The organism is Streptomyces sp. NPDC026522 (genome assembly GCF_055567555.1).
Map to the genome: position 1 here is coordinate 198,403 of NZ_JBVHQF010000011.1, position 26,294 is coordinate 224,696.

A 26,294-nucleotide genomic window follows, 5' to 3' on the forward strand; every position below is an offset into this window, starting at 1 on the left:
CGGCGGCCGCCCGGTCAGATGCCGTGCTTCTTGAGGATCGCCTCGATGTCGGAGAAGTCGTCCGCCGGGGCGGTGGCCCGCTCGGGCGCGGGCCGGGGCCGGGACCCGGCGGCGAGGGAGGGCGCGGAGGCGTCGGGGGCGACGGCGTCCCGGGCCGGGCGGCCCTTGGCCGCCTTGGGCTCCTGCGGCTTCGCGGTCCGGCCGGGCGCGCGGCGCTCGACGGCCCGGGTGGTCAGGAACAGCACCCACGCGAGGCCCAGCAGGCCGAAGCCGAGCCAGACGGACGGCTTGAACACCATCCCCGACAGCCACTCGACGACGCCCGTCAGCACCAGCGCGACCGGCACCAGCGAGTAGGCGGCGATGCGCGTGGCGGCGAGGAAACGCCTGCGGTACGCGGTCACGGCGGCGATCCCCAGGCCCGCCGCGGACACCGCGGAACAAATGGTCTCGGCGAGCATGCTGTCCTCCAGGAGCCGACGGGTCGGGCAGGAGCGGCGGACCGCCCCCGTCCATCGTGCACCGGCCACCGGCGCGGTGGCCACGGCGAGGGCGGCCCCCGGACGGATCTCCGGGACATCTCGGGGTCCGCCCTCCTCCCCAGGTCCCGGTCGGTGCGGCGCGGGACCAGCTGGGAGACTGTGGCCATGACCGATTCCCACTCCCCCGACTCCGTCTCCGCCCCCGCGCCCGCGCCCGCCGCCCCCGTCGTCCTGGAGGTCTGGTGCGAGCTCCAGTGCCCGGACTGCCACGGCGCCCTGGACGACGTACGCGCCCTGCGGGCCCGCTACGGCGACCGGCTGGACATCGTGCTGCGGCACTTCCCGCTGGAGAAGCACAAGCACGCCTTCGCCGCCGCCCAGGCCGCCGAGGAGGCCGCGGAGCAGGGACAGGGCTGGCCGTACGCGGAGGCCGTACTGGCCCGCACCGCCGAGCTGGGCGAGCGCGGGGAAGCCGTGCTGCTCGACGTGGCGCGTGAACTGGGCCTGGACGCGGAGGAGTTCGACACCGCCCTGGTCGACGGGCGGCACATCCTGATCGTCGACGCCGACCAGGCCGAGGGCAAGGCGATCGGCGTGACCGGCACCCCCACGTACGTGATCGGCGGCGAGCGGCTCGACGGCGGCAAGAGCCAGCAGGGCCTGCGCGCCCGCATCGAGGAGATCGCCGACCGGCTGCTGGCGGGATGAGCGTCCGCCGGACACCCGCTACAGCAGGTCCTTGGCGTAGTTCAGCGCCGTGGGCCGGTAGCCGAGGGACTCGTACAGGCGCAGCGCCGGGGTGTTGGTGGTGAACACCTGGAGGGCGAGGGTCCGGTGGCCCGCGGCGAGCGCCTCGCGTTCCGCGAGGAGCATCAGGGCCCGGCCGTAGCCGCGGCCGCGGTGGCCCTCGCCGACCTCGACCTCGAAGACGTACGCCTCCTCCTCGTGCGCGGCGAGCCACAGGTGGCCCACGGGGGCGCCGGCCGCCTCCAGGACGGCCAGGGTGACGCCCGCCGTGTCCCGGCCGTCCGGGAGGCGGGCCGCGCGGTCGGCCACCGCCCGCGCGCGGGCGTCGCGCTCCGGCATCCCGCGCGCGGCCAGTTCCGCGGCGTAGCCGGCCGGCGACTCGGCGGACCAGGCCGCGTACTCGGCGTCCGTCATGGGGCGGGCCGTGACCCCGGCCGGCAGCGCGGGCGGCCCGGCCGGGAGCGGCTTGGCCAGGTAGCGGCTGTACTCGGCGTACCCGAGGGCCCCGGCCAGCCGCAGCCCGCCGGCGGACCCGGCGGGCACCGAGACCCGGACCCGTCGGCAGCCCCAGCCGCGCAGCACCTCCTCGGCGGCGAGCGCGGCGACGGTGGCGCGGCCCCGGCGGCGGTCGGGCGGGTCGATGAGCAGAGCGCCGATCTCCCCGACCGCAGGCCCGAACGCGGTTCCGGTGCGGATCACCAGTTCCCCGACGCGCCTGCTGTTGACGCGTACCTCGTACGGGCGCGACCGCGCGCCGCCCTCGCCTTCCCGGAGCGGCCCGCTCGGCCGCAGTGTGGTGGTCATCGTCGAGTTCTACCCTCCGGGCGCCCGCCGCGACAGGGCGTGCGACGGGGTCTACGGGTCGAGGTCGGAGCCCGCGCGCTCGTCGAAGATCCGCATCGCCTTGGCGGTGACGGGCCCCGGGGCGGCCGCCAGCACGCGGTCGTCGACGCGGTGGACCGCCTGGACGTCGCGCAGGGTGGAGGTGAGGAAGACTTCCTCCGCCCGCTCCAGTGCGTCGAGCGGCAGGTCGGTCTCCTTGGCGCCGGTCCACTCCACCGCAAGGGCCCGGGTGATGCCCGCGAGGCAGCCGGAGGCGAGCGGCGGGGTGTGCAGCTCCCCGTCGAGGACGACGAACACGTTGGATCCGGTGCCCTCGCAGAGCTGCCCCACGGTGTTGGCGAACAGCGCCTCCGAGGCCCCGGCCGCGTGCGCCCGGGAGAGCGCGACCACGTTCTCGGCGTACGAGGTGGTCTTCAGGCCGGTCAGCGCCGAGCGCTCGTTGCGGACCCAGGGGACGGTGATCACGGCGGTGGTGTCGGGGCGCCGGGTGGTCTCGCCGACCGCGACGACCAGGGTGGGGCCGGTCCGTCCGCGCTCGGAGCCCAGCGGGGACACACCGCCGGTGTAGGTGATGCGCAGCCGGCCGAGCGGCATCGGGTTGGCTTCCAGTACGGCGGCGCAGGCCCGGCGCACCTCGTCGAGGTCGGGGTCGGGCAGCCCGAGACCGCGGGCCGAGCGGGTCAGCCGGTCCAGGTGGCGGGTGAGCGCGAACACGGTGCCGTCCTGCGCCTTGAGCGTCTCGAAGAGGCCGTCGCCCACGGTCAGCCCGTGGTCCAGTACGGACACCTTCGCCGCGTCCGCGTCCCGCAGCGCTCCGTTGAGCCAGATCCTCACCGTACGGTCCCTTCACTCAGCCCATGCGCACCGTGTGCCTCGTGCGGCCCGTGCGTCTCGTGCGTTCCCGACGCTACAGCGAGGAGCCGGGCGGCCTTGAGCTCGGTCTCGGCCCACTCCCGGTCCGGATCGGAACCCCAGGTGATCCCGGCGCCGGTGCCGAACCGCAGGCGGGGACCGGCCGGCACCTCGCGGTCGATCCAGAAGGTGCGGATGCCGACGGCGAGCTCACCGGTGCCCCGGTCGGCGTCGACCCACCCGATACCGCCGCAGTAGGGGCCGCGCGGGGCCGCCTCCAGGGCCTCGATGATCCGCAGCGCCGAGGATTTCGGGGCGCCCGTGACGGAGCCGGGCGGGAAGGCCGCCGCCAGCAGCTCGGGCCATCCGGCGCCGTCGGCCAGCTCGCCGCTGACGGTGGAGACGAGGTGGACCAGACCGGGGTGCTCCTCGACGGCGCACAGCTCGGGGACGGCGACCGAGCCCGGCGCGCAGACGCGGCCGAGGTCGTTGCGCACGAGGTCCACGATCATCACGTTCTCGGCGTGGTCCTTGGGCAGCAGGTCTTCGGCGGTCCGGCCGGTCCCCTTGATCGGTCCGGACTCCACGTGCCGGCCGTCGCGGCGCAGGAAGAGCTCGGGGGAGGCGGTGGCGATCTCGACCCCGTGCGCCCGCAGCCGAATCGTTCCTGCATAGGGCGCGGGGTTGCCGCGCGCGAGCAGGGCGGTGAGCGCGTCCACGTCGGCCCGGGCGGGGTCGGGCAGCGGGGCGGACAGCACGCGGCAGAGGTTGGCCTGGTAGACCTCGCCGCGGGCGATGTGCTCGCGGACGCGGCGCACGCCGGCCACGTAGGCGGCCCGGTCGAGCGAGGAGGTCCACTGGTCGGCGGCGGGCCCGCGCCAGGCGCCGGGAACGGGTGCGGGGACGGGGTCGGGGCGTATGTCCCCGAAGCGCGCGCACACCAGGCGCCCCTCGAAGTCCGCGGCCACCGCCCAGAAGCCGGTGGAGTCGAGGGCGGAGGGGTCGCTGGTGACGTCACGGAGATCGGTCGCGAGGCGGCCGCCGAAGCGGGCCAGGGGAGGCAGGTCGTGCACGGCTGCGAGTCTATGACCGGTGACGCCGCGGCGCCGGAGCGGTGACAGCGGGGTGACCGGCGGTGATCGAGCGGCAGCACGCTGCGGAAACGCGTTTTTGAGCTGGCCCGGGAATCCGCTAGAGTTCAACACGTCGCCAGGGAGCGAAGGGGAACACCCCGGAGTGAACACGGTGACCTGCGGACGTAGCTCAGTTGGTAGAGCACCACCTTGCCAAGGTGGATGTCGCGAGTTCGAGTCTCGTCGTCCGCTCGAAGTGGGGGGTCTTCCCGAGAATCCCCGCAGCTCCTGGTGGAGTGGCCGAGAGGCGAGGCAACGGCCTGCAAAGCCGTCTACACGGGTTCAAATCCCGTCTCCACCTCCAAGGACGATTAGCTCAGCGGGAGAGCGCTTCCCTGACACGGAAGAGGTCACTGGTTCAATCCCAGTATCGTCCACTGGTCCGCGAGGACCACCCGCGCGATTAGCTCAGCGGGAGAGCGCTTCCCTGACACGGAAGAGGTCACTGGTTCAATCCCAGTATCGCGCACGCAGCACCGGCAACACCTGCTCCACCTGCGGCTTTCGAGCCGTGATCCCGCGCGATTAGCTCAGCGGGAGAGCGCTTCCCTGACACGGAAGAGGTCACTGGTTCAATCCCAGTATCGCGCACCACCGAAAAGCCCCGGCCGCCTCCACGGCCGGGGCTTTCGCGTTCCGCCCGACGTCGCTCGGGCCGGGGCGGAACATGAAAAGGGTGCTGCCCGTCCGACTCCCCAGCCGTACGGGCAGCACCCTTCACCTGCCGTCCGTCGCGCCCCCGTCCCCACGGGGTTCGACAGGGCGATGTCCCGGCCCGGGCCGCTCTCCCGGGCCTGGGGCGCCGCTCAGCGCCCCAGCATCGCGCCCACGGACGACGCCTGCGCCGCCACCTGCTCGAAGCCTCCGAAGAGGAAGAGCAGGAGGACGGCCAGGGGGAGCACCATGGCCGCAGCCACCAGTGGATGGCGCGTACCGGACTCATGGCTGTTGAACGCGAATGCCTTGCGCCCCTGCCGTGCGGAGTCCGCCATGGTCCTCTCCCTGTCGTCTGGCAGCGGCGGGCATCCGACCTCGGGGGACGAGTGTGCCGCCCGCCGCTTGCTCTCAACACTAGGCGGGCGCAAGGCCCCTGGCCTCATGCCCTCGTACCCATTGCCGGGCCTCCGGGAGGATGAGGAACCGGCCTCCCGCGTACTCCCCTGGGTGGAGATCACCCCCCGACCGTGCGGGTCTCCCCGGAGGGGATGCCCGAGGGGATACCGGAGGGTAGTGACTTCGCTCACTTCCGTCACTCCCCGCACACGCGTGTCTTGCTGCGAAGGGTCCGCGCGCGGTGCGGCCGCCGCCGGCCCGGCCGCCCGCCCGGCGGCCGCCACGGAGACCGGCCGAGGGGCCAATCGCCTTGGCGTGCGGGCCGTTTGGCGGTATCCGGCGGCTGCGGCCGGGCACCTGCCGAAACAGCTGAGCCACCCTCAAGTGGCGTGCCCCGCACTGACGATCGATTGTCCCGGCGAGGGCGCGGCCTCTGAGCGCTCGTGCCGGATGGTCCGTAAGCTGTGGCACGTCAACAGGACGACCGGGCAGCGGGGTGGACATGGCGATGATGCGGCTCCGGCGCGAGGACCCGCGTGTCGTCGGCTCGTTCAGGCTGCACCGGCGGCTCGGGGCCGGCGGCATGGGCGTCGTCTACCTGGGGTCCGACCGGCGCGGGCAGCGGGTCGCCCTGAAGGTGATCCGGCCGGACCTGGCGGAGGACCAGGAGTTCCGCTCGCGCTTCGCCCGTGAGGTGTCCGCCGCGCGGCGGATCCGCGGGGGCTGTACGGCCCGGCTGGTCGCCGCCGATCTGGAGGCCGAGCGGCCCTGGTTCGCGACCCAGTACGTGCCCGGCCCCTCCCTGCACGACAAGGTGGCCGAGGAGGGCCCCCTGACCGCCGCGCAGATCGCCGCGATCGGCGCCGCGCTGTCGGAGGGCCTGGTGGCCGTCCACGAGGCCGGGGTCGTCCACCGCGACCTCAAGCCCTCGAACATCCTGCTCTCCCCCAAGGGGCCGCGGATCATCGACTTCGGAATCGCCTGGGCCACCGGGGCGAGCACGCTCACCCATGTGGGTACGGCGGTCGGCTCCCCCGGGTTCCTCGCCCCCGAACAGGTGCGCGGCGCGGCGGTGACCCCCGCGACCGACGTGTTCGCCCTCGGGGCCACCCTCGCCTACGCGGCGACCGCCGACTCGCCCTTCGGGCACGGCAGTTCCGAGGTCATGCTGTACCGCGTCGTGCACGAGGAGCCCCACTTGCAGGGGGTCCCGGACGCCCTCGCGCCCCTGGTACGGGCCTGTCTGGCCAAGGATCCCGAGGACCGGCCGAGCACGCTCCAGCTGTCGATGCGGCTCAAGGAGATCGCGGCCCGCGAGGCGCAGGGGCTGGGCGAGGTGCGGCCGCCGGCGCAGCGCGCCCGTACCGAGCGGCCCACGGGGCGGCTCACCGAGCAGTACCCCGACCAGCGCACGGAGCGGCGTACCGGAGGCGGCGGCGCGGGCGGCGGTGGCGCCACTCCGCGGCCGCAGGGCCCGCACAGCGGCCCGCACTCGCGGCCCTCGTCGCCCCGCAACCCCGGCTCGACCGCGGGGCGCAGCGGCGGCCGCCCGGCGCCGCGGACGACGGGGACCGGCCGCCGCCCGGCGCGGCCCGACCCGAAGCTGATGCGGCAGCGGCTGATCGTGTTCGTCGTGGTGACGCTGATCGTCGCGCTGGGCATCGCCGCCGCGCAGAAGCTCTAGACCGTTTCCGGGGCCGTGGCCGTCGGCGGCCGGGTCGCGTAGAAGGCCACCGCCGAGGCCGCGGCCACGTTCAGGGAGTCGATGCCCTCGGCCATGGGGATCCGGACCCATTCGTCGGCGGCCCGCAGTGCGTACGTCGACAGGCCGTGGCCCTCGGAGCCGAGCATGATCGCCGAGCGCTCGAAGCGCTCCGGCGGGACCTGGTCCAGGGGGGTCGCCTTGGGGCTGGGCGTCATGGCGAGGATCCGGTAGCCGGCCTCGCGGACCTTCTCCAGGTCGGCCGGCCACTGGTCCAGGCGGGCGTAGGGGACGGAGAACACCGACCCCATCGAGACCTTGATGGCGCGCCGGTACAGGGGGTCCGCGCAGTCCGGGGAGAGCAGTATCGCGCTGATGCCGAGGGCCGCCGCGCTGCGGAAGGCCGCGCCCAGGTTGGCGTGGTCCACGAAGCCCTCGAAGACCCCGATCCGGCGGCCCGCGGCCTCGTCGGCCAGCAGTTCGTCCGGCGCCGGGAGGGGCTTGCGCTGCATCGACGCGAGGGCGCCGCGGTGCACGTGGTAGCCGGTGACCCGTTCGGCGAGCTCGGGGGTGACGGCGTAGACCGGGGCGGGGAGTTCGTCGATGACGTCGCGCATGACGTCGACCCACTTGGCGGAGAGCAGCATCGAGCGCATCTCGTAGCCGGCGTCCTTGGCGCGTCTGATGACCTTCTCGCCCTCGGCGATGAAGAGCCCTTCGGCGGGCTCGCGCCTGCGCCGCAGTTCGACGTCGGTCAGGCCCGTGTAGTCGCGCAGGCGCGGGTCGTCGGGGTCGTCGACGGTGATGAGATCAGCCACAGGGTGATACTGCCTTGTCCTGGGTGTGGTGCCAACGGCCCGGTCAGGCGCCGGCGGAGGTCTTCAGGCCGTCGGGGCGTTGACCGCGACGACCGCGCCGATGACGATGACGGCCGGCGGGCGGACCTCCTGCGCCCGCACCGTCTCGCCGACGGTGGCCAAGGTGGCGTCCACGCGGCGCTGCGTCGCGGTGGTGCCTTCCTGGACGACGGCGACCGGGGTGTCGGCGGGACGGCCGTGCCGGACCAGGGCCTCGGCGATCAGGCCGATCTTGTCGACGCCCATCAGGATGACGAGGGTGCCGGTCAGCTTGGCGAGGGAGGCCCAGTCCACGAGCGAGCGCGGGTCGTCGGGGCCGACGTGCCCGCTGACGACGGTGAACTCGTGCGCGACGCCCCGGTGGGTGACCGGGATGCCGGCCGCGCCGGGCACCGAGATGGAGCTGGAGATGCCCGGGACGACGGTGCAGGGGATACCGGCCTCCGCGAGCGCCTGGAGCTCCTCCATGCCGCGGCCGAAGACGTACGGGTCGCCGCCCTTGAGCCGGACCACGGCCTTGCCGGCCTTGGCGTGCTCGATCAGGGCGTGGTTGATGGCCTCCTGGGCCATGAAACGGCCGTAGGGGATCTTCGCCGCGTCGATGACCTCGACGTGGGGCGGGAGTTCGTCCAGGAGGTCGCGCGGGCCGAGCCGGTCGGCGATGACCACGTCCGCCTCGGCGAGCAGGCGCCGGCCGCGCACGGTGATCAGGTCGGGATCGCCGGGCCCGCCGCCGACCAGGGCCACGCCCGGGGTGTGGCCGCGCCGGCGGGTGGAGACGAGGGAGCCGTCCCGCAGCCCCTCCACCACGGCGTCGCGGACGGCGGCGGAACGGCGCGGGTCGTTGCCGGTCAGCACGGCCACGGTGACGCCGTCCACGCGGCCGGTGGCGGGGGTCCAGGCGGTGGCGGCGGAGGCGTCGTCGGCGCGTACGCACCACACCCGCTCGCGCTCGGCCTCGGCGGAGGCCCGGTCGTTGGCCTCGCGGTTCTGGGTGGCGATCAGCGCGTACCAGGCACCGGCCAGGTCGCCGTCCTGGTACCGGCGGCGCTCCCAGCGGATCTCACCGGTCTCGGCCATGGCGTCCACGGAGGGGGTGGCCGAGGGCGAGACGAGCAGGACGTCCGCCCCGGCCGCGATCAGCGCGGGCAGCCGGCGCTGGGCGACCTGGCCGCCGCCGATGACGACGACGCGGCGGCCGGCGAGGCGCAGACCGACGGGGTACGCGGGGTGTTCGGCCATGGCGGTGCGGCTCCTGATACGGCGGTGTGTCTGCGGCCGCTGCTGCGCTGGAGCGGCTGATCCGGGGTGACGTGCGGTTTTCGGGTGTGCGGGTCCACGATACGACCCGGCGGCCGCACCGCTGCGAGGGCCGGCGCTCTGCTGCCCGCGCCTGTCCTCGCAGCGGTGGCCCGCGGCTACTTCTCGGTGACTCCGGCGGAGTCGAAGGTGGCGACCTCGTGCATGGCGCGGGCCGCGCTCTGCACCAGCGGGAGGGCCAGGAGGGCGCCCGTGCCCTCGCCGAGCCGCAGGTCGAGGTCGACCAGGGGGCGCAGGCCGAGCTTGTTCAGGGCCGCGACGTGGCCCGGCTCGGCGCTGCGGTGGCCCGCGATGCACGCCGACAGGGACTCGGGGGCGATGGCCCGGGCGACGAGGGCGGCCGCGCCCGCGCTGACGCCGTCCAGGATCACCGGGGTGCGCAGGGAGGCGCCGCCGAGCAGGAGGCCGACGATCGCCGCGTGCTCCAGGCCGCCGATGGCCGCGAGGACGCCGATCGGGTCGGCCGGGTCCGGCTGGTGGAGTTCCAGCGCGCGGCGGACCACCTCGACCTTGCGGGCGTGCGTCTCGTCGTTGATGCCGGTGCCCCGGCCGGTGACCTCGGCCGGGTCCACCCCGGTGAACACCGAGATCAGGGCGGCCGAGACGGTGGTGTTCGCGATGCCCATCTCGCCCGTGAGCAGGGCCTTGTTGCCCGCAGCGACCAGGTCGCGGGCGGTCTCGATGCCCACCTCGATGGCCTGGACCGCTTCCTCGCGGGTCATCGCCGGACCGGTCGAGAGGTCGGCCGTGCCGGGCCGGACCTTGCGGGGCAGCAGACCGGGCGTGGCCGGGAGGTCCCCGGCGACACCGACGTCGATCACGCAGACCTCGGCGCCCACCTGGTTGGCGAAGGCGTTGCAGACGGCTCCGCCGCCCAGGAAGTTGGCCACCATCTGGGTGGTGACCTCCTGGGGCCAGGGGGTGACGCCCTGGGCGTGCACCCCGTGGTCACCGGCGAAGATCGCGACGGCGGCCGGCTCGGGGATCGGCGGCGGGCAGACCCGGGACAGGCCCGCCAGCTGGGCGGAGATGATCTCCAGCATGCCGAGCGCGCCGGCCGGCTTCGTCATGCGCTTCTGCCGCTCCCAGGCCTCGCCGAGCGCCTTCGCGTCGAGCGGGCGGATGCCGGCGACCGTCTCGGAGAGCAGGTCGTGCGGTTCCTCGCCGGGCAGCGCGCGGCGCCCGTACGTCTCCTCGTGGACGACCCAGGCCAGCGGCCGGCGCTGGGACCAGCCGGCCTGCGCCAGCTCGGGCTCCTCCGGGAACTCGTCGACGTATCCGACGCACAGGTACGCGACGACTTCGAGGTGCTCGGGCAGGCCGAGCTCGCGGACCATCTCGCGCTCGTCGAAGAAGCTGACCCAGCCGACACCGATGCCTTCGGCGCGCGCGGCGAGCCAGAGGTTCTCGACGGCGAGGGCCGAGGAGTACGGGGCCATCTGCGGCTGGGTGTGCCGGCCGAGGGTGTGCCGGCCGCCGCGGGTCGGGTCGGCGGTGACGACGATGTTCACCGGGGTGTCGAGGATGGCCTCGATCTTGAGTTCCTTGAACTGCTTCGCCCGGCCCTTGGGCAGCGACTTCGCGTAGGCCTCGCGCTGGCGCTGGGCGAGTTCGTGCATGGTCCGGCGGGTCTCGGCCGAACGGATGACGACGAAGTCCCAGGGCTGGGAGTGGCCGACGCTGGGCGCGGTGTGCGCGGCTTCGAGGACGCGCAGCAGGACGTCGTGCGGGATCGGGTCGGGGCGGAAGCCCTTGCGGATGTCGCGGCGCTCGCGCATGACGCGCTGGATGGCCTCGCGGTCGGCCTCGGCGTAGGCGGGGGCCGGTTCGCCGGGGGCGACGGCGGGCGCGAGGGCCTCGGGGGCCTCGACGGCTTCGGCCTCGACTTCGGCCTCGGCGGGTGCGGGGGCTTCGTCGACGGCCGGGAGGGGCTGGACGGGCTCCGCGGGCGCGGCGGCCGGCTCCGGCTGGGCCGGGGCGGCAGCGGCTTCCTCGGCGGCGGCCGGGGCCGGGGCGGCCTGCGGGTCGGCGGGTGCGACCGGAACGGCCTCGGGCTCCACGGCGGCCGGCGCGACCGGGGCGGGCTCCGGCTGCTGCTCGGGCTGCGGGACGGCCTCCGGCTGCGCGGGCTCCCCGGCCGCGGCGGGCTCCGCCTCGGCGGCGGCCGCCGGGGTCGGCTCGGGCATGGCGACGGGCTCGGGTACGGCGGGCGGCTCCGGCGCGGCCTCCGGCTCCGCCGCGGCGACCGGCTCCGCGACGGGCTCGGAGGCGGACTCCGCGACGGGCTCCGCGACCGGCTCGGGGGCGGACACCGCGACGGGCTCGGGGGCGGGCTCCGCCACCGGCTCCGGCTCGGCGACGGGCGGGGCTTCGACGGGCGGGGCTTCGACGGGCGGGACGGCGGCCTCGGCCACCGGCTCCGCCGTCCACGGGGTCCCGGCCTGCGGCGGGGCCTCGGCCGGCTGCGGCTGCGGCGCGGCCGGTGCGGCGGCGGCCTCGGCGGCCACCTCCGGCTGCTGCGGGACGTCCAGGTACTCCGGGCCCGTGGTGGGCGGCCCCGACCTGCGGACCGGGATGGGCGCCACCGGCGCGGCGGCCGGGCCCCGGTCCGCGAGGGACCGTACGACTCCCCCGGCCTCCGGTACGGCCGGCCCCATGTGCAGCGGGCGGCGGGCCGTGGCGGCGGGGGCCACCGGTGCGGCGGCCTGCGGCGGGACCACGAGGCCGCCGAGGTCGAGCGCCCCGGAGTCCCGGCCGCCCGTCTCGTGCGCGCCGGCGCTGTACGCGGTTTCGGGCTGGGCGGCGTCGGGGAAGCCGGGCTGCGCGGGCGCGGGGTAACCGGCGTCCGGGAAGCCGGGGTAGCCGTTGCCCACGGCCGCGTTCTGCCCGGCGGCGTTCTCCGCAGCCGCGTTCTCGGCGTACGAGGGCTCGACGTGGCCGCCGCCGGTGTGCTCGGTGTAGAGGGGCTGCGGGTAGTCGGGGTACGCCTGCGGGACCTCGACGGGGAACACGGGGGCCGGCGGGACGGGCTGCGGGTCGCTCCACGCGCCCTGGCCGCTCGGCATCAGCAGGAGTTCCTCGTCCTCGGCCTCGGCGGAGTCGTCCACCAGGTCCTGGAAGGCGTAGCCCGCGGGGGCCTGCGGGGGGACGGGGGGAAGGGGCGCGCCCTGAGCGGGGATGCCCTGCTGATCCACCATGCCCGCGTTGTCCGGGTGACCCTCGCCCGGGACCTGGCCGGTGTCAGTCATGCGTACCCCTCGCCCATCGGTGTTGCCTCTTCGATCGCCCGGTCGCCCACTGGGCCGCCGCGCGGAGTTGCCGTGCGGGGTTGCCGTGAGCCGCGTTCGCCTCGGGTGCGCCTGCACAACAACTACTGAGCATTGTCGCGCTCGTCAGCCGCCGTGTGGGCCATAAAGCTGAACGGTCCGCTGTGGACTGCGCCACGTCCCGCGTCCTGCCTGGGCAGTACGACGATCGGTCAGCCTACCCCGGGGGCGGCGCCGGGTCCCGTCCGGGCGGTCCGGGGCCGTTCGGCTGCCAGCAGGAACACCACGGAACGGTCCTGTTCGTCCCAGGTGCGGGTGTCGAGTCCGACGGACTGGAGCAGCGCGCACTCGACGGCGTACCCGCGTTCGGTCAGCGCGCGGCCGATGGCCTCGGCCTCGTCGCGGGTGGAGGCGTGGCTGACGATCCGTTCGGGCCGGCGGTCGGCGACCGCCGAGACCACCGGGGCGCCCCCGGCGCCGACGCGCACGACGTCGGGTTCGGGCAGGTCTTCGAGTACGAGGGGGGCCCGGCCGGCGACGACCTGGACCTGCACTCCGCGCGTGCGGGCGAGGGCGGTTACGCGTTCGCAGGCGGCCGGGTCTGCCTCGACGGCGATGACGGCGGCCCCGAACGCGGCGGCGTCCACGGCGAGTGCGCCGGAGCCGGCGCCGATGTCCCAGACCAGGTCCCCGGGGCGCGGGCCGAGGCGGGCGAGCTGGGCGGCGCGCAGCGGGGCCGACTCGCCTTCGCCGGTGCCGGGCCGGGGCCGGGCCCAGCCGCGCTCGGCGGTGCGGGCGGGATGCTGGCCGAGCAGCCAGGCCGGTTCGGCGGCGGCGGGGGCCTGGCCGCCGATGACGATGACCACGTTGGGGTCGCGCCAGGCGTGGTCGGCGGCCTTGTCGGAGGTGAGGACGGTGACCCGTTCCCGGGTGGTGCCCAGTTCCTCGCAGATCACGAAGGTGCGGTGGACCGGGCCGAGCAGCAGGGCGAGTTCGGCCGGGCCGGCGCCGGGCGAGGTGAGGACGGCGACCTTGGCGTGGGCGCGGCAGACGTTGACGGCCCGGCGCAGGGTCCGCGGGTGGGCGACGACCACCTGGGCGTCGTCCCACGGCATCCCGGCGCGGGCGAAGGCGGCGGCGACGGAGGAGACGGCGGGGACCACTTCGACTTCGAGGCCGTACTCGGGGGCGCGCAGGGTGCGTACGACTCCGAAGAAGCCTGGGTCGCCGTCGGCGAACACGACGGCGGTGCCGCGGTGGCCGGCGATCCGGCGGGCGGCGAGGCCGAGGCTGCCGAGGCGGATGCGTTCGGCGGTGGGCGGGACCTCGGGCAGTGCGAGGTGGTGGGCGGCGCCGGCCACCAAGGTGGCGGCCGAGAGCGCGGACCGGGCGGCCGCGGTCAGCGCGGAGCCGTCCCAGCCGATCACCGTGACCCGGTCGGCCATCGTCGTCAGTCTCCTGGGGTGGGGGCAGGCGAAGCTTCGTCGGGTGGGTCGGGCACGGTGAGACTACCTGGTCATCGGGTCAGTTCCGGTCGGCACCGACGGTGTGGCCGCTCACGTCGGCCCGCTCGCGGAACTCGTAGCGCTCGCCGTATCCGGGGTACTCGTCGTAGCCGTCGGTGTCGTCGAGGTCTTCGGGGACCAGGCCCCACACGATGAGGTCGCTGCGGGTCTCGGTCCAGCTGCCGTCCGCCGTCTGGGTGCGCACTATGCACGCGTTGCGCAGGACGCCCTCACTGATGCAGCCGATCTTCTGGGCCACTTGCTGGGAGGCGGTGTTGTCGGCGGCGGTGCGCAGTTCGAGGCGCTCGAAGTGGCGGTCGCTGAAGAGCCACTCGGCGACCGCGCGGACGGACTCGCTGGCGTAGCCCTCGCCGCGGGCCCAGGGGGCGGTGAGGTAGCCGGCCTCGGTGGTACGGGTGCGCCAGTCGGTGTTGCGCAGGTGCACGGCGCCGACGAGACGGTGGGTGAGGAACTCCGTGACGGCGAGGACGATGCCCCGTCCCTCGGTGCGTTCGGCGTGCGAGCGCCGGGTGGCCCAGTCGTGGGCGTCGGCCCGGGTGTAGGGGTGCGGGGCGGAGGTCCACGCGATGACCTGCTCGTCGTTCATCATCTCGGCGAGTGCGGTGACGTCCTCCTCCTCGAAGGGGCGCAGCACCAGCCGGTCCGTGCTGATGGTGACGTCCGGGAAGGTGGTAGTCATGCGCAGCTCCATGCCTGAGACCGTGGTGCGACCGTGGTGCGGGAGGACCGTTCGTGCGGGTCGTAGGCCACAGCATGCAGCATCGGAGTGGTGATGTGCAGGGCCGGGCTGCCCGGATGCGGGCAGGCGCCGGCCCCGCCCGCCCGGGTGGGCGTGCGGGGCCGAAAGCCCTGGCGGGTCAGGGGGTGTCCGGTTCCGACCCGCCGGACGCCGCTCAGGCCTTGGGGGTTCCGAAGGCCGGGGTGACCGAGCCCTGGTACTTGTCCTCGATGAACTTCTTGACCTCGTCCGAGTTCAGCAGCTTGGCGAGCTTCTGGACGCGCGGGTCGTCCTGGTTGCCGTCCTTGACCGCGAGGAAGTTGGCGTACGGGTTGCCGTCGGCCTTCTCCAGGATCAGCGCGTCCTTGGCGGGCGCGAGCTTGGCCTCCAGGGCGTAGTTGCCGTTGATGACGGCGGCGTCGACGTCGTTCAGGGCGCGCGGGACCGTGGCGGCCTCCAGCTCCTTGAACTCCAGGCCCTTCTTGTCGGTGATGTCGGACAGCTTGGCGCCGGTGCCGACACCCTCCTTGAGGGTGATCAGGTTGTTGGCGGCGAGCAGCTGGAGCGCGCGGCCCTCGTTGGTGGTGTCGTTGGGGACGGCGATCGTCTGGCCGGCCTTGATGTCACCGACGGCCTTGACCTTCTTGGAGTAGAGGCCGAGGGGCTCCAGGTGCACGTTCACGACGGGCACGATGTGGGTGCCGTTCTTCTTGTTGAAGTCGTCGAGGTACGGCTTGTGCTGGAAGTAGTTGCCGTCGACCTGGCCCTGCTCGGTGGCGGTGTTGGGCAGCACGTAGTCGGTGAACTCCTTCACCTCCAGCTTGAGCCCTTCCTTGGCCGCCAGCTTGTCCTTGACGAAGTTCAGGATGTCGGCGTGGGGGCTCGGGGAGGCCGCGATGACGAGCGGCTTGCTCTCGTCGGCCTTGCCGCCGCCGGCCTTGGCGGAGGACGGGTCCGAGGAGCTGCCGCAGGCGGTGAGGCCAAGGGCGAGCGCGGCGGAGGCGGCGGCGAAAGCGGTGAGCTTGATGTTCTTACGCACGAAGAGTGCCTTTCATTGCGGTGCGGGTGCCGCGCGCAGCTCGCGCGGTACTCGCGGGTGGTGGCCCAAGCACGACAAGTGCGGGCTTTCTGGGGGGGGGTGGGGAAGTACGGGCGGCCCGGCGCCGGGTCAGGCGGTGCGGCCGCGGCGGGCGAGGACGCGTACGACGCCGTCGCCGATCAGCTGGATGACGGTGACGAGGGCGATCAGCACGACGACGGTGGCGACCATGAAGCCGGTCTCGAAGCGCTGGAAGCCGTACGTGATGGCCTTGGAGCCGAGCCCTTCGCCGCCGACCGCGCCCGCCATGGCCGAGTAGCCGACCAGGGTGATGACGGTCGTGGTGACGCCGGCGATCAGGGAGGGCAGGGCCTGCGGCAGCAGCACCTTGCCGACCAGGGTCGGGACACCGCCGCCCATGGACTCGACGGCTTCGACGAGGCCGGGGTCCACCTCGCGGACGGCCGTCTCGACGAGCCGGGCGAAGAAGGGGACGGCGCCGATGGCGAGCGGGACGATCATGGCGGTGGGGCCGATGAAGGTGCCGACGACGGCGGTGGTGACCGGGATCAGCGCGATCAGCAGGATGATGAACGGCAGCGAGCGGCCGATGTTCACGATCACGCCGAGCGCCTTGTTGAGCGGCTGGTTCTGGAGCAGGCCGCCACGGTCGGTGAGGACGAGGAGGATGCCGATGGGCAGTCCGCCGGCGACGGTGACCAGTGTGGACCACAGCACCATGTAGAGGGTGTCGTAGGTGCCCTGGGTGAGCAGGGGCTGCATTTCGGACCAGGTCACTTGGCACCGTCCTTGACGAGCTCGGCGAGCTCCGCGTCAGCGATCACGTCCACGTCCTGCTCAGCGTCCCGCGTCGGGTGCGCGTCGTCTTCGACCAACTCGACCTGGAGGCCCTGCTCCCGCAGGAAGCCGACCGGGACCACGTTGTCCTCGTAGCGGCCGGGCAGCTCGATGCGCATCCGGCCGATCTGCTTGCCGGCGACGGTGTCCATCGCCGCGCCCAGGATCGAGATGTCGATGTTGTACGTCCGGGCGAGCTGGGAGACGACCGGCTGGGTCGCGGCTTCACCGTGGAAGGTGACGTCGATGACCGTGCGGTCGGGACCGGTGGCGGCGCCGCTGACCGGGAAGAGCTCACCGGCGAGTTCGGAGCCGGGGGTGGCCAGCAGTTCGGAGACGGTGCCGGACTCGACGACCCGGCCGCCCTTCATGAGCGCGGCGGAGTCGCAGACGGCCTTGACCACGTCCATCTCGTGCGTGATGAGCAGCACGGTCAGGCCGAGCTCGCGGTTGAGGTCGCGCAGCAGCTGGAGGATGGAGCGGGTGGTCTCGGGGTCGAGGGCGCTGGTGGCCTCGTCGGAGAGCAGCACCTTGGGGTCGCCGGCCAGGGCGCGGGCGATGCCGACGCGCTGCTTCTGGCCGCCGGAGAGCTGGCCGGGGTACGCCTTGGCCTTGTCGGCGAGCCCGACGAGGTCGAGCAGTTCGGCGGCCTTGCGGGAGCGCTCGCGGCCGGAGACGCCGAGGATCTCCAGGGGCAGCTCGATGTTGCCCTGGACGGTGCGCGAGGACAGCAGGTTGAAGTGCTGGAAGACCATGCCGATCCGGCTGCGGGCCTCGCGCAGTTCCTTGCCGGCCCGGCGGCCGCGGCCGCCGAGCGCGGTGAGGTCGACGCCGTCGACGGTGACCGTGCCGCTGGTGGGGCGCTCCAGCAGGTTGACGCAGCGGATGAGGGAGGACTTGCCGGCGCCGCTCTGGCCGATGACTCCGTAGACCTCGCCCTCCCGTACGTGGAGGTCGACGCCGTCCAGGGCGGTGACCTCGCGGCCACGGGACTTGTAGACCTTCGTGAGGCCCGATGTGGTGATCACAGGATTTCCGTCGCTGTCGAGTGCGCGGCGCAGCGGGGTGCCGGGCACGGGGCAAACATCTGGCACGCGATACGGGTCACACCGTCACGAAAGGGTGAGGCGGACGCATGCGCGGGGCGGGAGCGTTTCCGGGTGTCACACGGTGGTGTCCACGGGGCTCGGCCGGTCTCGCTTCGGGGCGCGAGACTGCGGGGAAGGGGCCCTCAGAAGGCGCACATTCGACACATACAACGAGCACCGGGCGTCATCGTCGCCTCGGTCGCAAGGGTGCGGCTGCTCGTCGTGGTCATGGGCCCAGTAAAGCAGACCTCTCGGCTCAGCGTTCAACGCTGTCCGAATAGCGGACGCTATCGGGTCGCATGCCGGACGGGCGCGGAGGCGGGGGCGGGACGGATACGGGGCGGGCGCCGGGGTCCTCCAGGGGCGCGCGCGGCCGATCTTGTGCCCCGTAATACCCTCGCTGCATGCTCGACGCCCTGACGGCCGCCCTCGGCGCGGCCGCACTCGCCCTCGCCGCCTGGTGCGGTTTCGCCGCGCTGCGGAACCAGCCGACCAAGGACTGGCACTTCATCGGCATGGCCGTGGTGACCGTCCTGGTCCTCGCCCAGCTGGTGGTCGGCCTGGTCAAGCTGGGCTCGGGCGAGAAGCCGGAGCAGGGCACGGTGCTGTTCGTGGCCTACCTGCTCGGCGCCTTCGCGGCGGTCCCGGCGGCCGGGCTGCTCTCGCTCTCCGAACGCACGAAGTGGGGTTCGGTGACGGTGGCGGCGGGTGCGGTCGTCCTCGCCGTCCTCGAAGTACGCCTCTACGACATCTGGGGAACCGCCGGTGCCTGATCTGCCCGACACCGATTCCGCCGCGGCCGACACCGCCGGGGCGCCCGTGGGACGCGCGCGGCTGGTCTCCGGGCCGGGGCTGCTGCTGGTCTGGCTGTACGGGGTGATCACGGTGGGCGCGGTGTCGCGCTCGGCCTACCAGATCTCCACCGAGTTCGACCGGGCCCCGCTGCCGTACTCGCTGTCTGCGGTGGCCGCGCTGGTGTACGTCTTCATCACGTACTCGCTGGTGCGGGGCGGCGAGAGCGCCCGCAAGGCGGCGCGGCTGTGCTGCGCCGCCGAGCTGACCGGCGTGCTCGTCGTCGGGACCTGGACCCTGGTGCGGCCCGAGGCGTTCCCCGACACGACGGTGTGGTCGCAGTTCGGTATGGGCTACCTGTTCATCCCGGTGATCCTGCCGGTCACCGGGATGCTCTGGCTGCGCGCCAAACGCTGAGCGGCGGGCGGCGCTGACACGGGCTCAGGCGCTGACCGCGAAGTCGGACGCGTCCTTCGCTTCCTTCTCCAGGATGACGAGGTGCACCCCGTCGGAGGCGGTCCGGTCGCCGACCCGGACGTAGCCCGCCTTGCGGTAGAGCCGCAGGTTGGACTCGCTCTTGTGGCCGGTGTGCAGCCGGAACCGGCTGGTGCCGCTGTGGCCCGCGAGGGCCTCTTCCACTGCGCGCAGCAGCCGGGCGCCGAGCCCGTGGCCCTGGAGGCGGGGGTGGACGCACAGCTTGGCGATCTTGCCGGTGCCGTCCGCGTCGACGGTGCCGCGCACCGCGCCGACGACCTCGTCACCGAGCCGGGCCACCAGCACGGTGTCGGTTTCGAGCTCCGACTTGAGGGAGTCGAGGGTCTGGGTGAGCGGCTGGATGCGGTAGTTGCCGTAGAGCTCGGCCTCGCGCTGGAACGCCAGGTACTGGAGCTTGAAGATCTGCTCGACGTCCTCGGCGGCCGCCGCCGAAATGGTCACGCTCATACCCATGTGCGCATGCCTCCAGCTCACCTGGTAGCCCGTTGGTCTACCGCTCCATTCCCCGAAGGCGTGGAGCCGCAACCTCTGCAGCCAGCATTCTGCGCAGACATCCCAGGCAACGGGAACGCACAGGCCCCAAACTTCCTTGTGAGATACCCAACTCTCCTGCGATTTCACGGTATGTGAGGTCCCTCGGCGAAAGAAGTGCCCCTATGAGTTCCGGACAGCGTCCGGGCAACCGGGCGACGGCCGATCGAAGGACCCGCCGCTGCTCCCCGTGCAGCAACGCGTCCTCGGGATCGGCGCCGGCGCAGCCGGGCCGGGCCCCGTAGGGCACCTCGCGCAGCGCCCGGCGGCGGGCCCTGCGGGCCTCGGCGCGCACCGCCCGGCGCAGCCAGCGGGCCCGCTCGGCGGAGGCCTCGGCCGCCGTCGGGCCGGGGGCGGCCGGGCCGCGTTCCAGCAGCCTGACCCAGACGGCTTGCTCCAGGTCGGCGGCGTCCACCCCGGCGGCGGGGGCCTCCGCGGCGGCCTCGGCGGAGAGCAGCGGCCCCAGCTCGTTCAGCAGGTCGGTGTCCTTCATCAGGTCCATGCCGGGCGGGACGCGGGGCCGGTGCCCGGCGGTTTCCCCGCCGGGCCCAGCACACTCGTACGAGTAACTCCGCCCGGCCGTTGACGCGGCCGGGCGGGGCTACGGCCGGGGGCGCCGGCCCGGCCGGTAGGCCTCGGCCGCGAGCAGCCCGGTGTCCGGGTTGTCGGTGAAGATGCCGTCGACGCCGAGCTCGAAGTACCGGCGGAAGGCGCCGAAGGCGTCCCCGTAGGCGGCCGGATCGGTGCCCTTGCGGTACTCGGCCGGCAGGAAGCTGTTCTCGTTGCGCGCGGTGTAGGGGTGCAGCACCAGCCGCTGCGCGTGCGCGTCGCGCACCAGGGTGGTCGGCGTGCCCAGCTTGCCGTCGGCGTCGCGCGGCACGATCAGATCGAGGGTGGGCCCGATGCCCTGGGCGAAGCCGGCGATCCACTTGAGGCCCTCGGGCGTGACGAGGTCGACGACGGTGCGCGGGTCCTTGGCCAGTTCGAAGTCCCAGGGGCGGGTGTTCGCCGCTCCGAGCAGCACCACGCGGGGTGCGGAGACCAGCCGGGAGAGGCGCTGGATGCTGGACGGCTCGAAGGACTGGAGGAACAGGGGCGCGTTCTTGCCGTCGCGGCCGTAGCGGCGCAGCAGCTTCGCGAGGGGCTCCTCCAGGCCGAGGCCCAGGGCCCGGAAGTAGCTGGGGTGCTTGGTCTCGACGTGCAGCCAGACCCGCTTGCCGCGCCGCCGGCCCTCCTGGTCGGCCCAGCGGAGCACCTCCTCGAAGGTCGGCACGTCCCACCGGCCGTCGTAGAGCGTGTTGCGCTGGCGGACGGCGGGGATACGTTCCTTCGCCCGCAGGGTCTTGAGCTCGGCGAGGGTGAAGTCCTCGGTGAACCAGCCGGTGACGGAGACCCCGTCGACGGACTTGGTGGTCCGCCGGGAAGCGAACCCGGGGTGGTCGGCGACGTCGGTGGTACCGCCGATCTCGTTCTCGTGACGGCACACCAGATGGCCGTCCTTGGTGGGGACCAGGTCCTGCTCGATGACGTCGGCGCCGAGGTCGAGGGCCAGTTGGTACGAGCCCAGGGTGTGCTCGGGGCGGTAGCCGCTGGAGCCGCGGTGACCGACGATCAGCGGCACCGGGAGGTCCCGGTAGCCGCCCTCGTGGCCGCCGCCCGCGGCCGCGGCGGCGGCCGGGCCCGCCGCCAGTCCGGTGAACCCGGTCCCCGCCGCGAGAACCGCGGCCCCCAGGACCGTACGCCGTGCTGCCCCACCCTGCGTCATGAGTGTCGCTCCCTGTGTCTGAGGGGTCGCCCGTCCCGGGATCTCCAGGTCAGACGGCCGGACCGGCCCGCCGATGGTAGGCAGCCGGCGGTGGCGGGCAGGGGGGTCCGGGCGGAACTTGGCGCAAACACACGTCAACACTGCGTATCCGACACGTGAACCCGATGTGCGATCAGTGACGACCCGCGAGTATCGTCCTCACCTGCACTACCACCATGTGGTGCGAAGCCGCTTTTCGAAGCCGGAGGGCTCACGTTGTTCCGTACCGCGTTCATCAAGGCCACCGTAGGACCGGTCATGCGGCTCATGTTCCGCACCCGGGTGGAGGACGTCGAGAACATCCCGGGCACCGGTCCGGTGATCCTCGCGGGCAACCACCTCACCTTCATCGACTCGATGATCCTGCCGCTGGTCTGCGACCGCACGGTCCACTTCATCGGCAAGGACGAGTACGTGACGGGCAAGGGCCTCAAGGGCCGGCTGATGGCGTGGTTCTTCACCGGCTCCGGCATGATCCCCGTCGACCGCGACGGCGCGAACGGCGGAGTCGCGGCCCTGATGACCGGCCGCCGCATCCTCGAAGAGGGCAAGATCTTCGGCATCTACCCGGAGGGCACCCGCTCCCCCGACGGCCGGCTCTACCGGGGCCGCACCGGCATCGCCCGCCTCACCCTGATGACCGGCGCGCCCGTGGTGCCGTTCGCGGTGATCGGTACGGACAAGCTCCAGCCCGGCGGCAAGGGCATGCCCCGCCCGGGCCGGGTCACCATCCGCTTCGGCGCGCCGATGGAGTTCTCCCGCTACGAGGGCATGGACCGCGACCGCTACGTGCTGCGCGCCGTCACCGACTCGGTGATGGCCGAGGTCATGCGGCTGTCCGGCCAGGAGTACGTGGACATGTACGCCACCAAGGCCAAGGAAGCCGCGTAGCCCCTGCCCCTGCCGCTGCCGCTACTGCCGCCGCAGTGACCGGCTGACGCCCGCCGCGGTGGTCGTGGCGAGGACCCAGCCGGTCACGATCAGCAGGTACGACAGCCACTGGTACCAGCCGCCCGGCGCGAAGGCCTCCTCCTGGCCGAAGCCGATGATCGGCAGCATCAGGTCGATGGTGTAGAAGACCGGGTTGAAGTCGGGGGCCTCCCCCGGCTTGAGCGGCCTGGGATGGTGCAGGGCGAACGCCATCGAGCCCGTCACCAGCAGGGCCAGCAGCCAGCCCGCCGCGCGCAGCGGCCGGAACCCGTAGCCGACGGTGGCGTCCTGGAGCAGCCCCCACACCCTGGCGGGCCGGGGCAGGGTGGCGCGGTGCCGGCGGAGTTTGGCGAGCTGGACGGTCCGGGCCGCCTCCTCGTCCCCGGCCGTCCGGTAGGCCGCGGCGAGCTGCTCGTAGGCGTACGGGAGGTAGCCGGCCTCCTCGCGCTCCAGTGCGGGCAGGCGCTGCTCGGCCGGCAGGTGGGGGGCCAGGGTGCGGTAGGTGAGGCCGTCGACGGCGATCCGCTCGGGCCAGCTCTGCGGCTCTACGTGGAGCAGGTCGAGGGTGGACCGGCGCAGGTTCACGTCCCCCTGGATCGGCGGGCACCGGCGTAGCCACAGCTCGCCGATGGAGCAGCTGGAGGCCCGTAGGGCGGTTGCGCCGGGGTTGCCGAGGTCGCTGCGGGTGAGGTTGGCCTGCCCGGGGATGCGGGATCCGGTGAGGTTGACCATGCCGCGGGCGTGCAGCCGGTGGGCGCGCAGGTCGGTGCCGACGGTCAGCGTCTCGGCGTGCAGGGCTATCGCGCCGGGGGCGAACAGGCGGGCGCCGTCGAGCTGGACCTGTCCGCCCACGGTGGCGCCGTTCAAGCGGAACTGACCGTGGACGGTGAGGTCGTTGGCGATGATGTCGGTGCCGATCTCGGCGTGGTTGAGCTGGAGCGCGGCCTCGCCCGCCGCCTCGCCCGGGGCCGGTTCGATCACGGCTCCCTGGAGGAAGATGCCACCGGCGATGCGGGCGCCCTGGAGCCGGACGGGCCCGGTGATCCGGCAGCAGGACAGCCGCAGGACCACCTCGACGCGCACGGTGGCCGCGGTCAGGCCGGGCAGGGTCGAGTAGCCGAGGACGAGCGCCTTCAACTGGGCCCCGTACAGCAGCGGCTTGCGCTCGAACCAGCAGTCCCGCAGCCGGATCGGGTGGTCGACGACGGCGTACCTGAGGTCGAGTTTGCCGGTGATCCGGGCACCCTTGACCTTGAGCCCGGCGACTTGGCCCGCCTCGGCCGGCCCGGCGCCGAGCAACAGGGCCCGGAGCACCTCGGCGCGGACGGTGCGCTCCGGTCCCCACCCGGCCCCGTCGACGGAGCGGTCCCCGGGTTCTTCCCGGAAGTCGACGGCCTCGCCGCGCGGGAAGGCGTCCCACACGCGGCGTTCGGCGGACGTCAGGTCGTTAATCTCCACTGCGGGATGGTGTCCGGCGGGCGACGGGGTGTCAACTCCGGCCGAAATGCCATCCCTTGGGGTGGCTCAGTGCTGGATGCCGTCCTGGAGCTCCTGGCCGCGCAGCAGGAACCATGCTGCCGCGGCGGTGGCCAGCAGGACGGCGGCGCCGACGCCCGAGGCCAGCCGGAGGCCGTCCACGAAGGCGTCCTGGGCCGCGCCGACCATCGTCTGCGCGGTCCCCGGGTCCAGCATCCGGCCCGCCTCCACGGCGCCGCCCAGCGATTCGTGCGCCGCGTCGGCGACCGGCGCGGGGACCGAGGCCGGGGCGGTGAAGCTCTGGTAGACACCGGTCACGATGGAGCCGAGCAGGGCGATGCCGAGGGCGGCGCCCAGTTCGTAGGCGGTCTCGGACACCGCGGACGCCGAACCGGCCTGCTCCTTGGGCACGCTGGAGAGGATCACGTCGGCGGTGACGGTGAAGGAGAAGCCGGCGCCGAGTCCGACGACGAGCAGGGCCGCGCCGAGCAGCGGGTAGCCGCTCTCCTTGTGGAGCAGCGTGAGCGCGCCCAGGGCCAGGCCGATGGCGGCGAGGCCGCCGCTGACGATCACCCGGACCGAGTACCGGCGGGCGTAGCGGCCGGCGAGCAGTCCGGTGGCCACGGCGCCGATGGCGGCGGGCAGTTCGGCCAGACCGGCCTCCAGCGGGTCGCGTCCCTGGACGAGCTGGAGGAACTGGGAGAGGAAGAAGACGAGTCCGGACAGCCCGAAGACGGTGAGCAGGTCGGCGAGGACCGCGCCGGAGAAGCCGCGGTGCTTGAACAGCCGCATGTCGAGCAGCGGCGCGCTCAGCGCGAACTGGCGGCGTACGAAGGCGTACAGGGCGCCGGCGCCGAGGACGGCGGCGGTGGCGACCTCCCAGGTGAGGCCGTGGGTGGCGGCTTCCTTGACCGCGTAGACCACACCGATGACGCCGACGAGCGAGAGGCCGACGCTGGGCAGGTCCCAGGGGCCGGCGACGGGGTTCTTCGACTCCGGCAGCAGCTTGATGCCGACGATGACCAGCACGGCCATCACGGGCAGGTTGATGAGGAAGACCGAGCCCCAGTAGAAGTGCTGGAGCACGGCTCCGCCGACGACGGGCCCGACGGCGGCGCCGGCCGAGGCGGTGGCGCCCCAGATGCCGATGGCCAGGCTGCGCTCGCGCGGGTCGTGGAAGATGTTGCGGATCAGCGCGAGGGTGGACGGCATCAGGGTCGCGCCGGCCACGCCGAGCAGCGCCCGGGCGGCGATCATCATTTCGGGGCTGGTCGCGTAGGCGTTCAGCACGGAGACGGCGCCGAAGGCGGTGGCGCCTATGAGGAGCAGCTTCTTGCGGCCGATCCGGTCGCCGAGCGAGCCCATGGAGACGAGCAGACCGGCGATGACGAAGGAGTAGATGTCGCCGATCCACAGCAGCTGGGTGCCGGACGGCTTGAGGTCCTCGCTGAGGGACGGAGTGGCGAGGCCGAGTACGGTGGCGTCGACCGCGACCAGCAGGACGGCCAGGACGAGCACGGAGAGCGCGAGCCACCTGCCGCCGCTCTTCGCCTCCGTCCCCTTCTGCCGTGTGAGCTGTTCGGTACGGGTCATTTCTCCACACTCCGTCGTGCGCCACCGAGCAACAGCTCGATGATCATGTACTGGAAGTCCTTGGCCGCGACCCGGCCGTCCATGACGGCCCAGGCACAGGTGCCGATGAGGCCGTAGAGGGCCTCGGTGAGCCAGGCGGGGCTCAGGTCGATCCGGATCGTGCCCTCGTCCTGGCCGCGCCGGAACAGGGCGCTGACGCGGGCGTCGAGCCGGGACCACCCCTCGTGGACCTGATCGCCCTCGAAGAGCTGGTTCTCGGTGACGAGGAAGGCCAGCAGCTGGGCGTTGGGTTCGCTCTCCGCGACGAGCCGCCTGAGCGCCTCGACGGCCGTGCCCTCGCCGAGGCGGGCGTTGTCGAACGCCACCTCGAACTCCCGGATGCCCATCTCCTCCAGGGCCCGCACGAGGGCGTCGCGCCCGGCGAAGTGCCGGTGCAGGGTCGCGCGGCCGATGCCGGCGGCGCGGGCGACCTCGTCCATCGTCGCGGTCGATTTCCGGGAAAGCAGGGCGGCCGCGTCGCGGAGCACCTGGTCACGATCCATGGCCATGAGACAACGATACCCCAAATGAGACGCCGATGTCTCATTCAAGCGGAAAATGGGCTGCCCTGGCGGCAGCCGGAAGGAATCCTGCCGAGATGGAACCGCTGAAGCCGCTGCTGCTGATCGATGTCGACGGACCACTGAACCCCTACGCGGCCAAGCCGCAGCGCCGCCCCGAGGGCTACGCCACCCACCGGATGCGCCCGACCGGCTGGAGGGAGGCCGAGAGCCGCAAGCCGCTGCGGGTGTGGCTGAACCCCGGTCACGGGGCGGAGCTGCTCGCGCTGGCGGGCGCGTACGAGTTGGTCTGGGCGACGACCTGGAAGGACGAGGCCAACGAGTGGATCGGGCCGCGCCTGGGGCTGCCCCGGCTGCCGTTCGTCGACTGGCCGCAGATGCACGGGCGGGCGCCGCGCGGCACCTTCTGGAAGACCCAGTACGTCCTGGAGTACGGGGGCCACCGGCCCTTCGCGTGGATCGACGACGACATCACGGCCATGGACCGGGAGTACGTAGACCGGCGCCACCCCGCGCGGGCGCTGCTGATGCGGATAGACGAGCGGGTCGGGCTGGTCCGGGCGGATTTCGGGGCGCTCGCGGCCTGGGCGGCGGCGTAACCGACGGGAGGGCGGCCGGAGCGGGTGCTC

25 protein-coding genes and 5 tRNA genes are annotated in these 26,294 nt (G+C 73.4%); 11 read left to right on the forward strand and 19 right to left on the reverse strand.

What is annotated here, in order from left to right:
• Positions 1-14: 14 nt before the first annotated feature.
• Entirely contained in the window at positions 15-461 is a 447-nt protein-coding gene (locus tag ACZ4M3_RS27070; RefSeq protein WP_467736859.1) for a hypothetical protein, read from the reverse strand.
• A gap of 186 nt (positions 462-647) precedes the next feature.
• On the opposite strand from ACZ4M3_RS27070, the gene ACZ4M3_RS27075 reads away from it, so the two are divergent.
• Positions 648-1,190: a DsbA family protein gene (locus ACZ4M3_RS27075; RefSeq protein ID WP_467736861.1), complete on the forward strand. Its 543-nt coding sequence runs from the start codon at positions 648-650 to the stop codon at positions 1,188-1,190.
• An 18-nt stretch (positions 1,191-1,208) separates the two neighbouring features.
• Here the strand turns inward: ACZ4M3_RS27075 and ACZ4M3_RS27080 are convergent, their stop codons facing one another.
• The 3 genes from ACZ4M3_RS27080 to ACZ4M3_RS27090 are packed head-to-tail and all read right to left on the reverse strand — an operon-like array spanning position 1,209 to position 3,997.
• Positions 1,209-2,033: a GNAT family N-acetyltransferase gene (locus tag ACZ4M3_RS27080; RefSeq protein WP_467736863.1), complete on the reverse strand. Its 825-nt coding sequence runs from the start codon at positions 2,031-2,033 to the stop codon at positions 1,209-1,211.
• A gap of 51 nt (positions 2,034-2,084) precedes the next feature.
• Positions 2,085-2,906, reverse strand: a complete 822-nt coding sequence (locus ACZ4M3_RS27085; protein WP_467736865.1) for an aminotransferase class IV — start codon at positions 2,904-2,906, stop codon at positions 2,085-2,087.
• Positions 2,903-3,997 (reverse strand): chorismate-binding protein, encoded by a 1,095-nt coding sequence (locus ACZ4M3_RS27090; protein ID WP_467736866.1) that lies wholly within the window; start codon positions 3,995-3,997, stop codon positions 2,903-2,905. The genes ACZ4M3_RS27085 and ACZ4M3_RS27090 overlap by 4 nt, the downstream gene beginning before the upstream one ends.
• A 179-nt stretch (positions 3,998-4,176) precedes the next feature.
• Here ACZ4M3_RS27090 and ACZ4M3_RS27095 point away from each other — a divergent pair.
• The 5 genes from ACZ4M3_RS27095 to ACZ4M3_RS27115 all read left to right on the forward strand — a co-directional run bounded on the left by ACZ4M3_RS27095 (position 4,177) and on the right by ACZ4M3_RS27115 (position 4,651).
• Positions 4,177-4,249: transfer RNA gene (locus tag ACZ4M3_RS27095), tRNA-Gly, on the forward strand.
• A gap of 38 nt (positions 4,250-4,287) precedes the next feature.
• A tRNA-Cys gene (locus ACZ4M3_RS27100) sits at positions 4,288-4,361 on the forward strand.
• A 1-nt stretch (position 4,362) separates the two neighbouring features.
• Positions 4,363-4,434 (forward strand) — tRNA-Val (locus ACZ4M3_RS27105).
• 20 nt (positions 4,435-4,454) lie between these two features.
• Positions 4,455-4,526: transfer RNA gene (locus ACZ4M3_RS27110), tRNA-Val, on the forward strand.
• 50 nt (positions 4,527-4,576) lie between these two features.
• Positions 4,577-4,651, forward strand: a tRNA-Val gene (locus ACZ4M3_RS27115).
• 212 nt (positions 4,652-4,863) lie between these two features.
• Here ACZ4M3_RS27115 and ACZ4M3_RS27120 read toward each other — a convergent pair.
• Positions 4,864-5,049 (reverse strand): hypothetical protein, encoded by a 186-nt coding sequence (locus ACZ4M3_RS27120; protein WP_361318526.1) that lies wholly within the window; start codon positions 5,047-5,049, stop codon positions 4,864-4,866.
• A gap of 563 nt (positions 5,050-5,612) precedes the next feature.
• On the opposite strand from ACZ4M3_RS27120, the gene ACZ4M3_RS27125 reads away from it, so the two are divergent.
• The gene (locus ACZ4M3_RS27125; RefSeq protein ID WP_467736867.1) at positions 5,613-6,794 is read left to right on the forward strand and encodes a serine/threonine-protein kinase; all 1,182 of its coding nucleotides are present in this window, start codon (positions 5,613-5,615) and stop codon (positions 6,792-6,794) included.
• Here the strand turns inward: ACZ4M3_RS27125 and ACZ4M3_RS27130 are convergent.
• The 8 genes from ACZ4M3_RS27130 to ACZ4M3_RS27165 form a co-directional block, all read right to left on the reverse strand.
• The gene (locus tag ACZ4M3_RS27130; RefSeq protein ID WP_467736869.1) at positions 6,791-7,630 is read right to left on the reverse strand and encodes a TrmH family RNA methyltransferase; all 840 of its coding nucleotides are present in this window, start codon (positions 7,628-7,630) and stop codon (positions 6,791-6,793) included. The two genes, ACZ4M3_RS27125 and ACZ4M3_RS27130, sit on opposite strands and share 4 nt — an antisense overlap.
• A 63-nt stretch (positions 7,631-7,693) precedes the next feature.
• Positions 7,694-8,911 (reverse strand): uroporphyrinogen-III C-methyltransferase, encoded by a 1,218-nt coding sequence (gene cobA, locus ACZ4M3_RS27135; protein WP_467736871.1) that lies wholly within the window; start codon positions 8,909-8,911, stop codon positions 7,694-7,696.
• Between the two features lie 176 nt (positions 8,912-9,087).
• Positions 9,088-12,237 (reverse strand): nicotinate-nucleotide--dimethylbenzimidazole phosphoribosyltransferase, encoded by a 3,150-nt coding sequence (gene cobT / locus ACZ4M3_RS27140; protein ID WP_467736873.1) that lies wholly within the window; start codon positions 12,235-12,237, stop codon positions 9,088-9,090.
• Between the two features lie 230 nt (positions 12,238-12,467).
• Positions 12,468-13,700 (reverse strand): precorrin-6y C5,15-methyltransferase (decarboxylating) subunit CbiE, encoded by a 1,233-nt coding sequence (gene cbiE, locus ACZ4M3_RS27145; RefSeq protein ID WP_467736875.1) that lies wholly within the window; start codon positions 13,698-13,700, stop codon positions 12,468-12,470.
• A 79-nt stretch (positions 13,701-13,779) separates the two neighbouring features.
• The gene (locus ACZ4M3_RS27150) at positions 13,780-14,460 is read right to left on the reverse strand and encodes a GNAT family N-acetyltransferase (RefSeq protein WP_467736877.1); all 681 of its coding nucleotides are present in this window, start codon (positions 14,458-14,460) and stop codon (positions 13,780-13,782) included.
• A 214-nt stretch (positions 14,461-14,674) separates the two neighbouring features.
• Positions 14,675-15,538 (reverse strand): MetQ/NlpA family ABC transporter substrate-binding protein, encoded by an 864-nt coding sequence (locus tag ACZ4M3_RS27155; protein WP_467736879.1) that lies wholly within the window; start codon positions 15,536-15,538, stop codon positions 14,675-14,677.
• A 129-nt stretch (positions 15,539-15,667) separates the two neighbouring features.
• Positions 15,668-16,336, reverse strand: coding sequence for a methionine ABC transporter permease (locus tag ACZ4M3_RS27160; protein ID WP_467736881.1), 669 nt, complete (start codon positions 16,334-16,336; stop codon positions 15,668-15,670).
• Complete coding sequence (locus ACZ4M3_RS27165) at positions 16,333-17,424, reverse strand: methionine ABC transporter ATP-binding protein (RefSeq protein WP_467737040.1); 1,092 nt, start codon at positions 17,422-17,424, stop codon at positions 16,333-16,335. Before ACZ4M3_RS27165 ends, ACZ4M3_RS27160 begins: the two co-directional genes overlap by 4 nt.
• 464 nt (positions 17,425-17,888) lie before the next feature.
• Here ACZ4M3_RS27165 and ACZ4M3_RS27170 point away from each other — a divergent pair, with 464 nt between their 5' ends.
• A complete protein-coding gene (locus ACZ4M3_RS27170; RefSeq protein ID WP_453354604.1) occupies positions 17,889-18,257 on the forward strand; it encodes a hypothetical protein in 369 nt (122 codons plus the stop codon).
• Position 18,258: 1 nt separating this feature from the next.
• Complete coding sequence (locus ACZ4M3_RS27175) at positions 18,259-18,693, forward strand: hypothetical protein (protein WP_467737042.1); 435 nt, start codon at positions 18,259-18,261, stop codon at positions 18,691-18,693.
• 24 nt (positions 18,694-18,717) lie between these two features.
• Here ACZ4M3_RS27175 and ACZ4M3_RS27180 read toward each other — a convergent pair whose 3' ends face one another.
• The 3 genes from ACZ4M3_RS27180 to ACZ4M3_RS27190 all read right to left on the reverse strand — a co-directional run bounded on the left by ACZ4M3_RS27180 (position 18,718) and on the right by ACZ4M3_RS27190 (position 21,067).
• Positions 18,718-19,224 carry a GNAT family N-acetyltransferase gene (locus tag ACZ4M3_RS27180; RefSeq protein ID WP_467736884.1) on the reverse strand — a complete coding sequence of 169 codons (507 nt, stop codon included), beginning with the start codon at positions 19,222-19,224 and terminating at the stop codon, positions 18,718-18,720.
• Between the two features lie 37 nt (positions 19,225-19,261).
• Positions 19,262-19,795, reverse strand: coding sequence for a sigma-70 family RNA polymerase sigma factor (locus ACZ4M3_RS27185; protein ID WP_467736886.1), 534 nt, complete (start codon positions 19,793-19,795; stop codon positions 19,262-19,264).
• 108 nt (positions 19,796-19,903) lie between these two features.
• Positions 19,904-21,067 carry a glycerophosphodiester phosphodiesterase gene (locus ACZ4M3_RS27190; RefSeq protein WP_467736888.1) on the reverse strand — a complete coding sequence of 388 codons (1,164 nt, stop codon included), beginning with the start codon at positions 21,065-21,067 and terminating at the stop codon, positions 19,904-19,906.
• 297 nt (positions 21,068-21,364) lie between these two features.
• Here ACZ4M3_RS27190 and ACZ4M3_RS27195 point away from each other — a divergent pair, with 297 nt between their 5' ends.
• Positions 21,365-21,997 (forward strand): lysophospholipid acyltransferase family protein, encoded by a 633-nt coding sequence (locus ACZ4M3_RS27195; RefSeq protein ID WP_467736890.1) that lies wholly within the window; start codon positions 21,365-21,367, stop codon positions 21,995-21,997.
• 21 nt (positions 21,998-22,018) lie between these two features.
• Here the strand turns inward: ACZ4M3_RS27195 and ACZ4M3_RS27200 are convergent, their stop codons facing one another.
• From ACZ4M3_RS27200 to ACZ4M3_RS27210, 3 genes are all read right to left on the reverse strand, one after another.
• A complete protein-coding gene (locus tag ACZ4M3_RS27200) occupies positions 22,019-23,494 on the reverse strand; it encodes a membrane-associated oxidoreductase (protein ID WP_467736892.1) in 1,476 nt (491 codons plus the stop codon).
• Positions 23,495-23,560: 66 nt separating this feature from the next.
• Positions 23,561-25,105 (reverse strand): MFS transporter, encoded by a 1,545-nt coding sequence (locus ACZ4M3_RS27205; RefSeq protein ID WP_467736894.1) that lies wholly within the window; start codon positions 25,103-25,105, stop codon positions 23,561-23,563.
• Positions 25,102-25,653 (reverse strand): TetR/AcrR family transcriptional regulator, encoded by a 552-nt coding sequence (locus ACZ4M3_RS27210; RefSeq protein ID WP_467736896.1) that lies wholly within the window; start codon positions 25,651-25,653, stop codon positions 25,102-25,104. Before ACZ4M3_RS27210 ends, ACZ4M3_RS27205 begins: the two co-directional genes overlap by 4 nt.
• 98 nt (positions 25,654-25,751) lie before the next feature.
• Here ACZ4M3_RS27210 and ACZ4M3_RS27215 point away from each other — a divergent pair, with 98 nt between their 5' ends.
• Positions 25,752-26,264, forward strand: coding sequence for an HAD domain-containing protein (locus tag ACZ4M3_RS27215; RefSeq protein ID WP_467737044.1), 513 nt, complete (start codon positions 25,752-25,754; stop codon positions 26,262-26,264).
• Positions 26,265-26,294 lie beyond the last annotated feature (30 nt).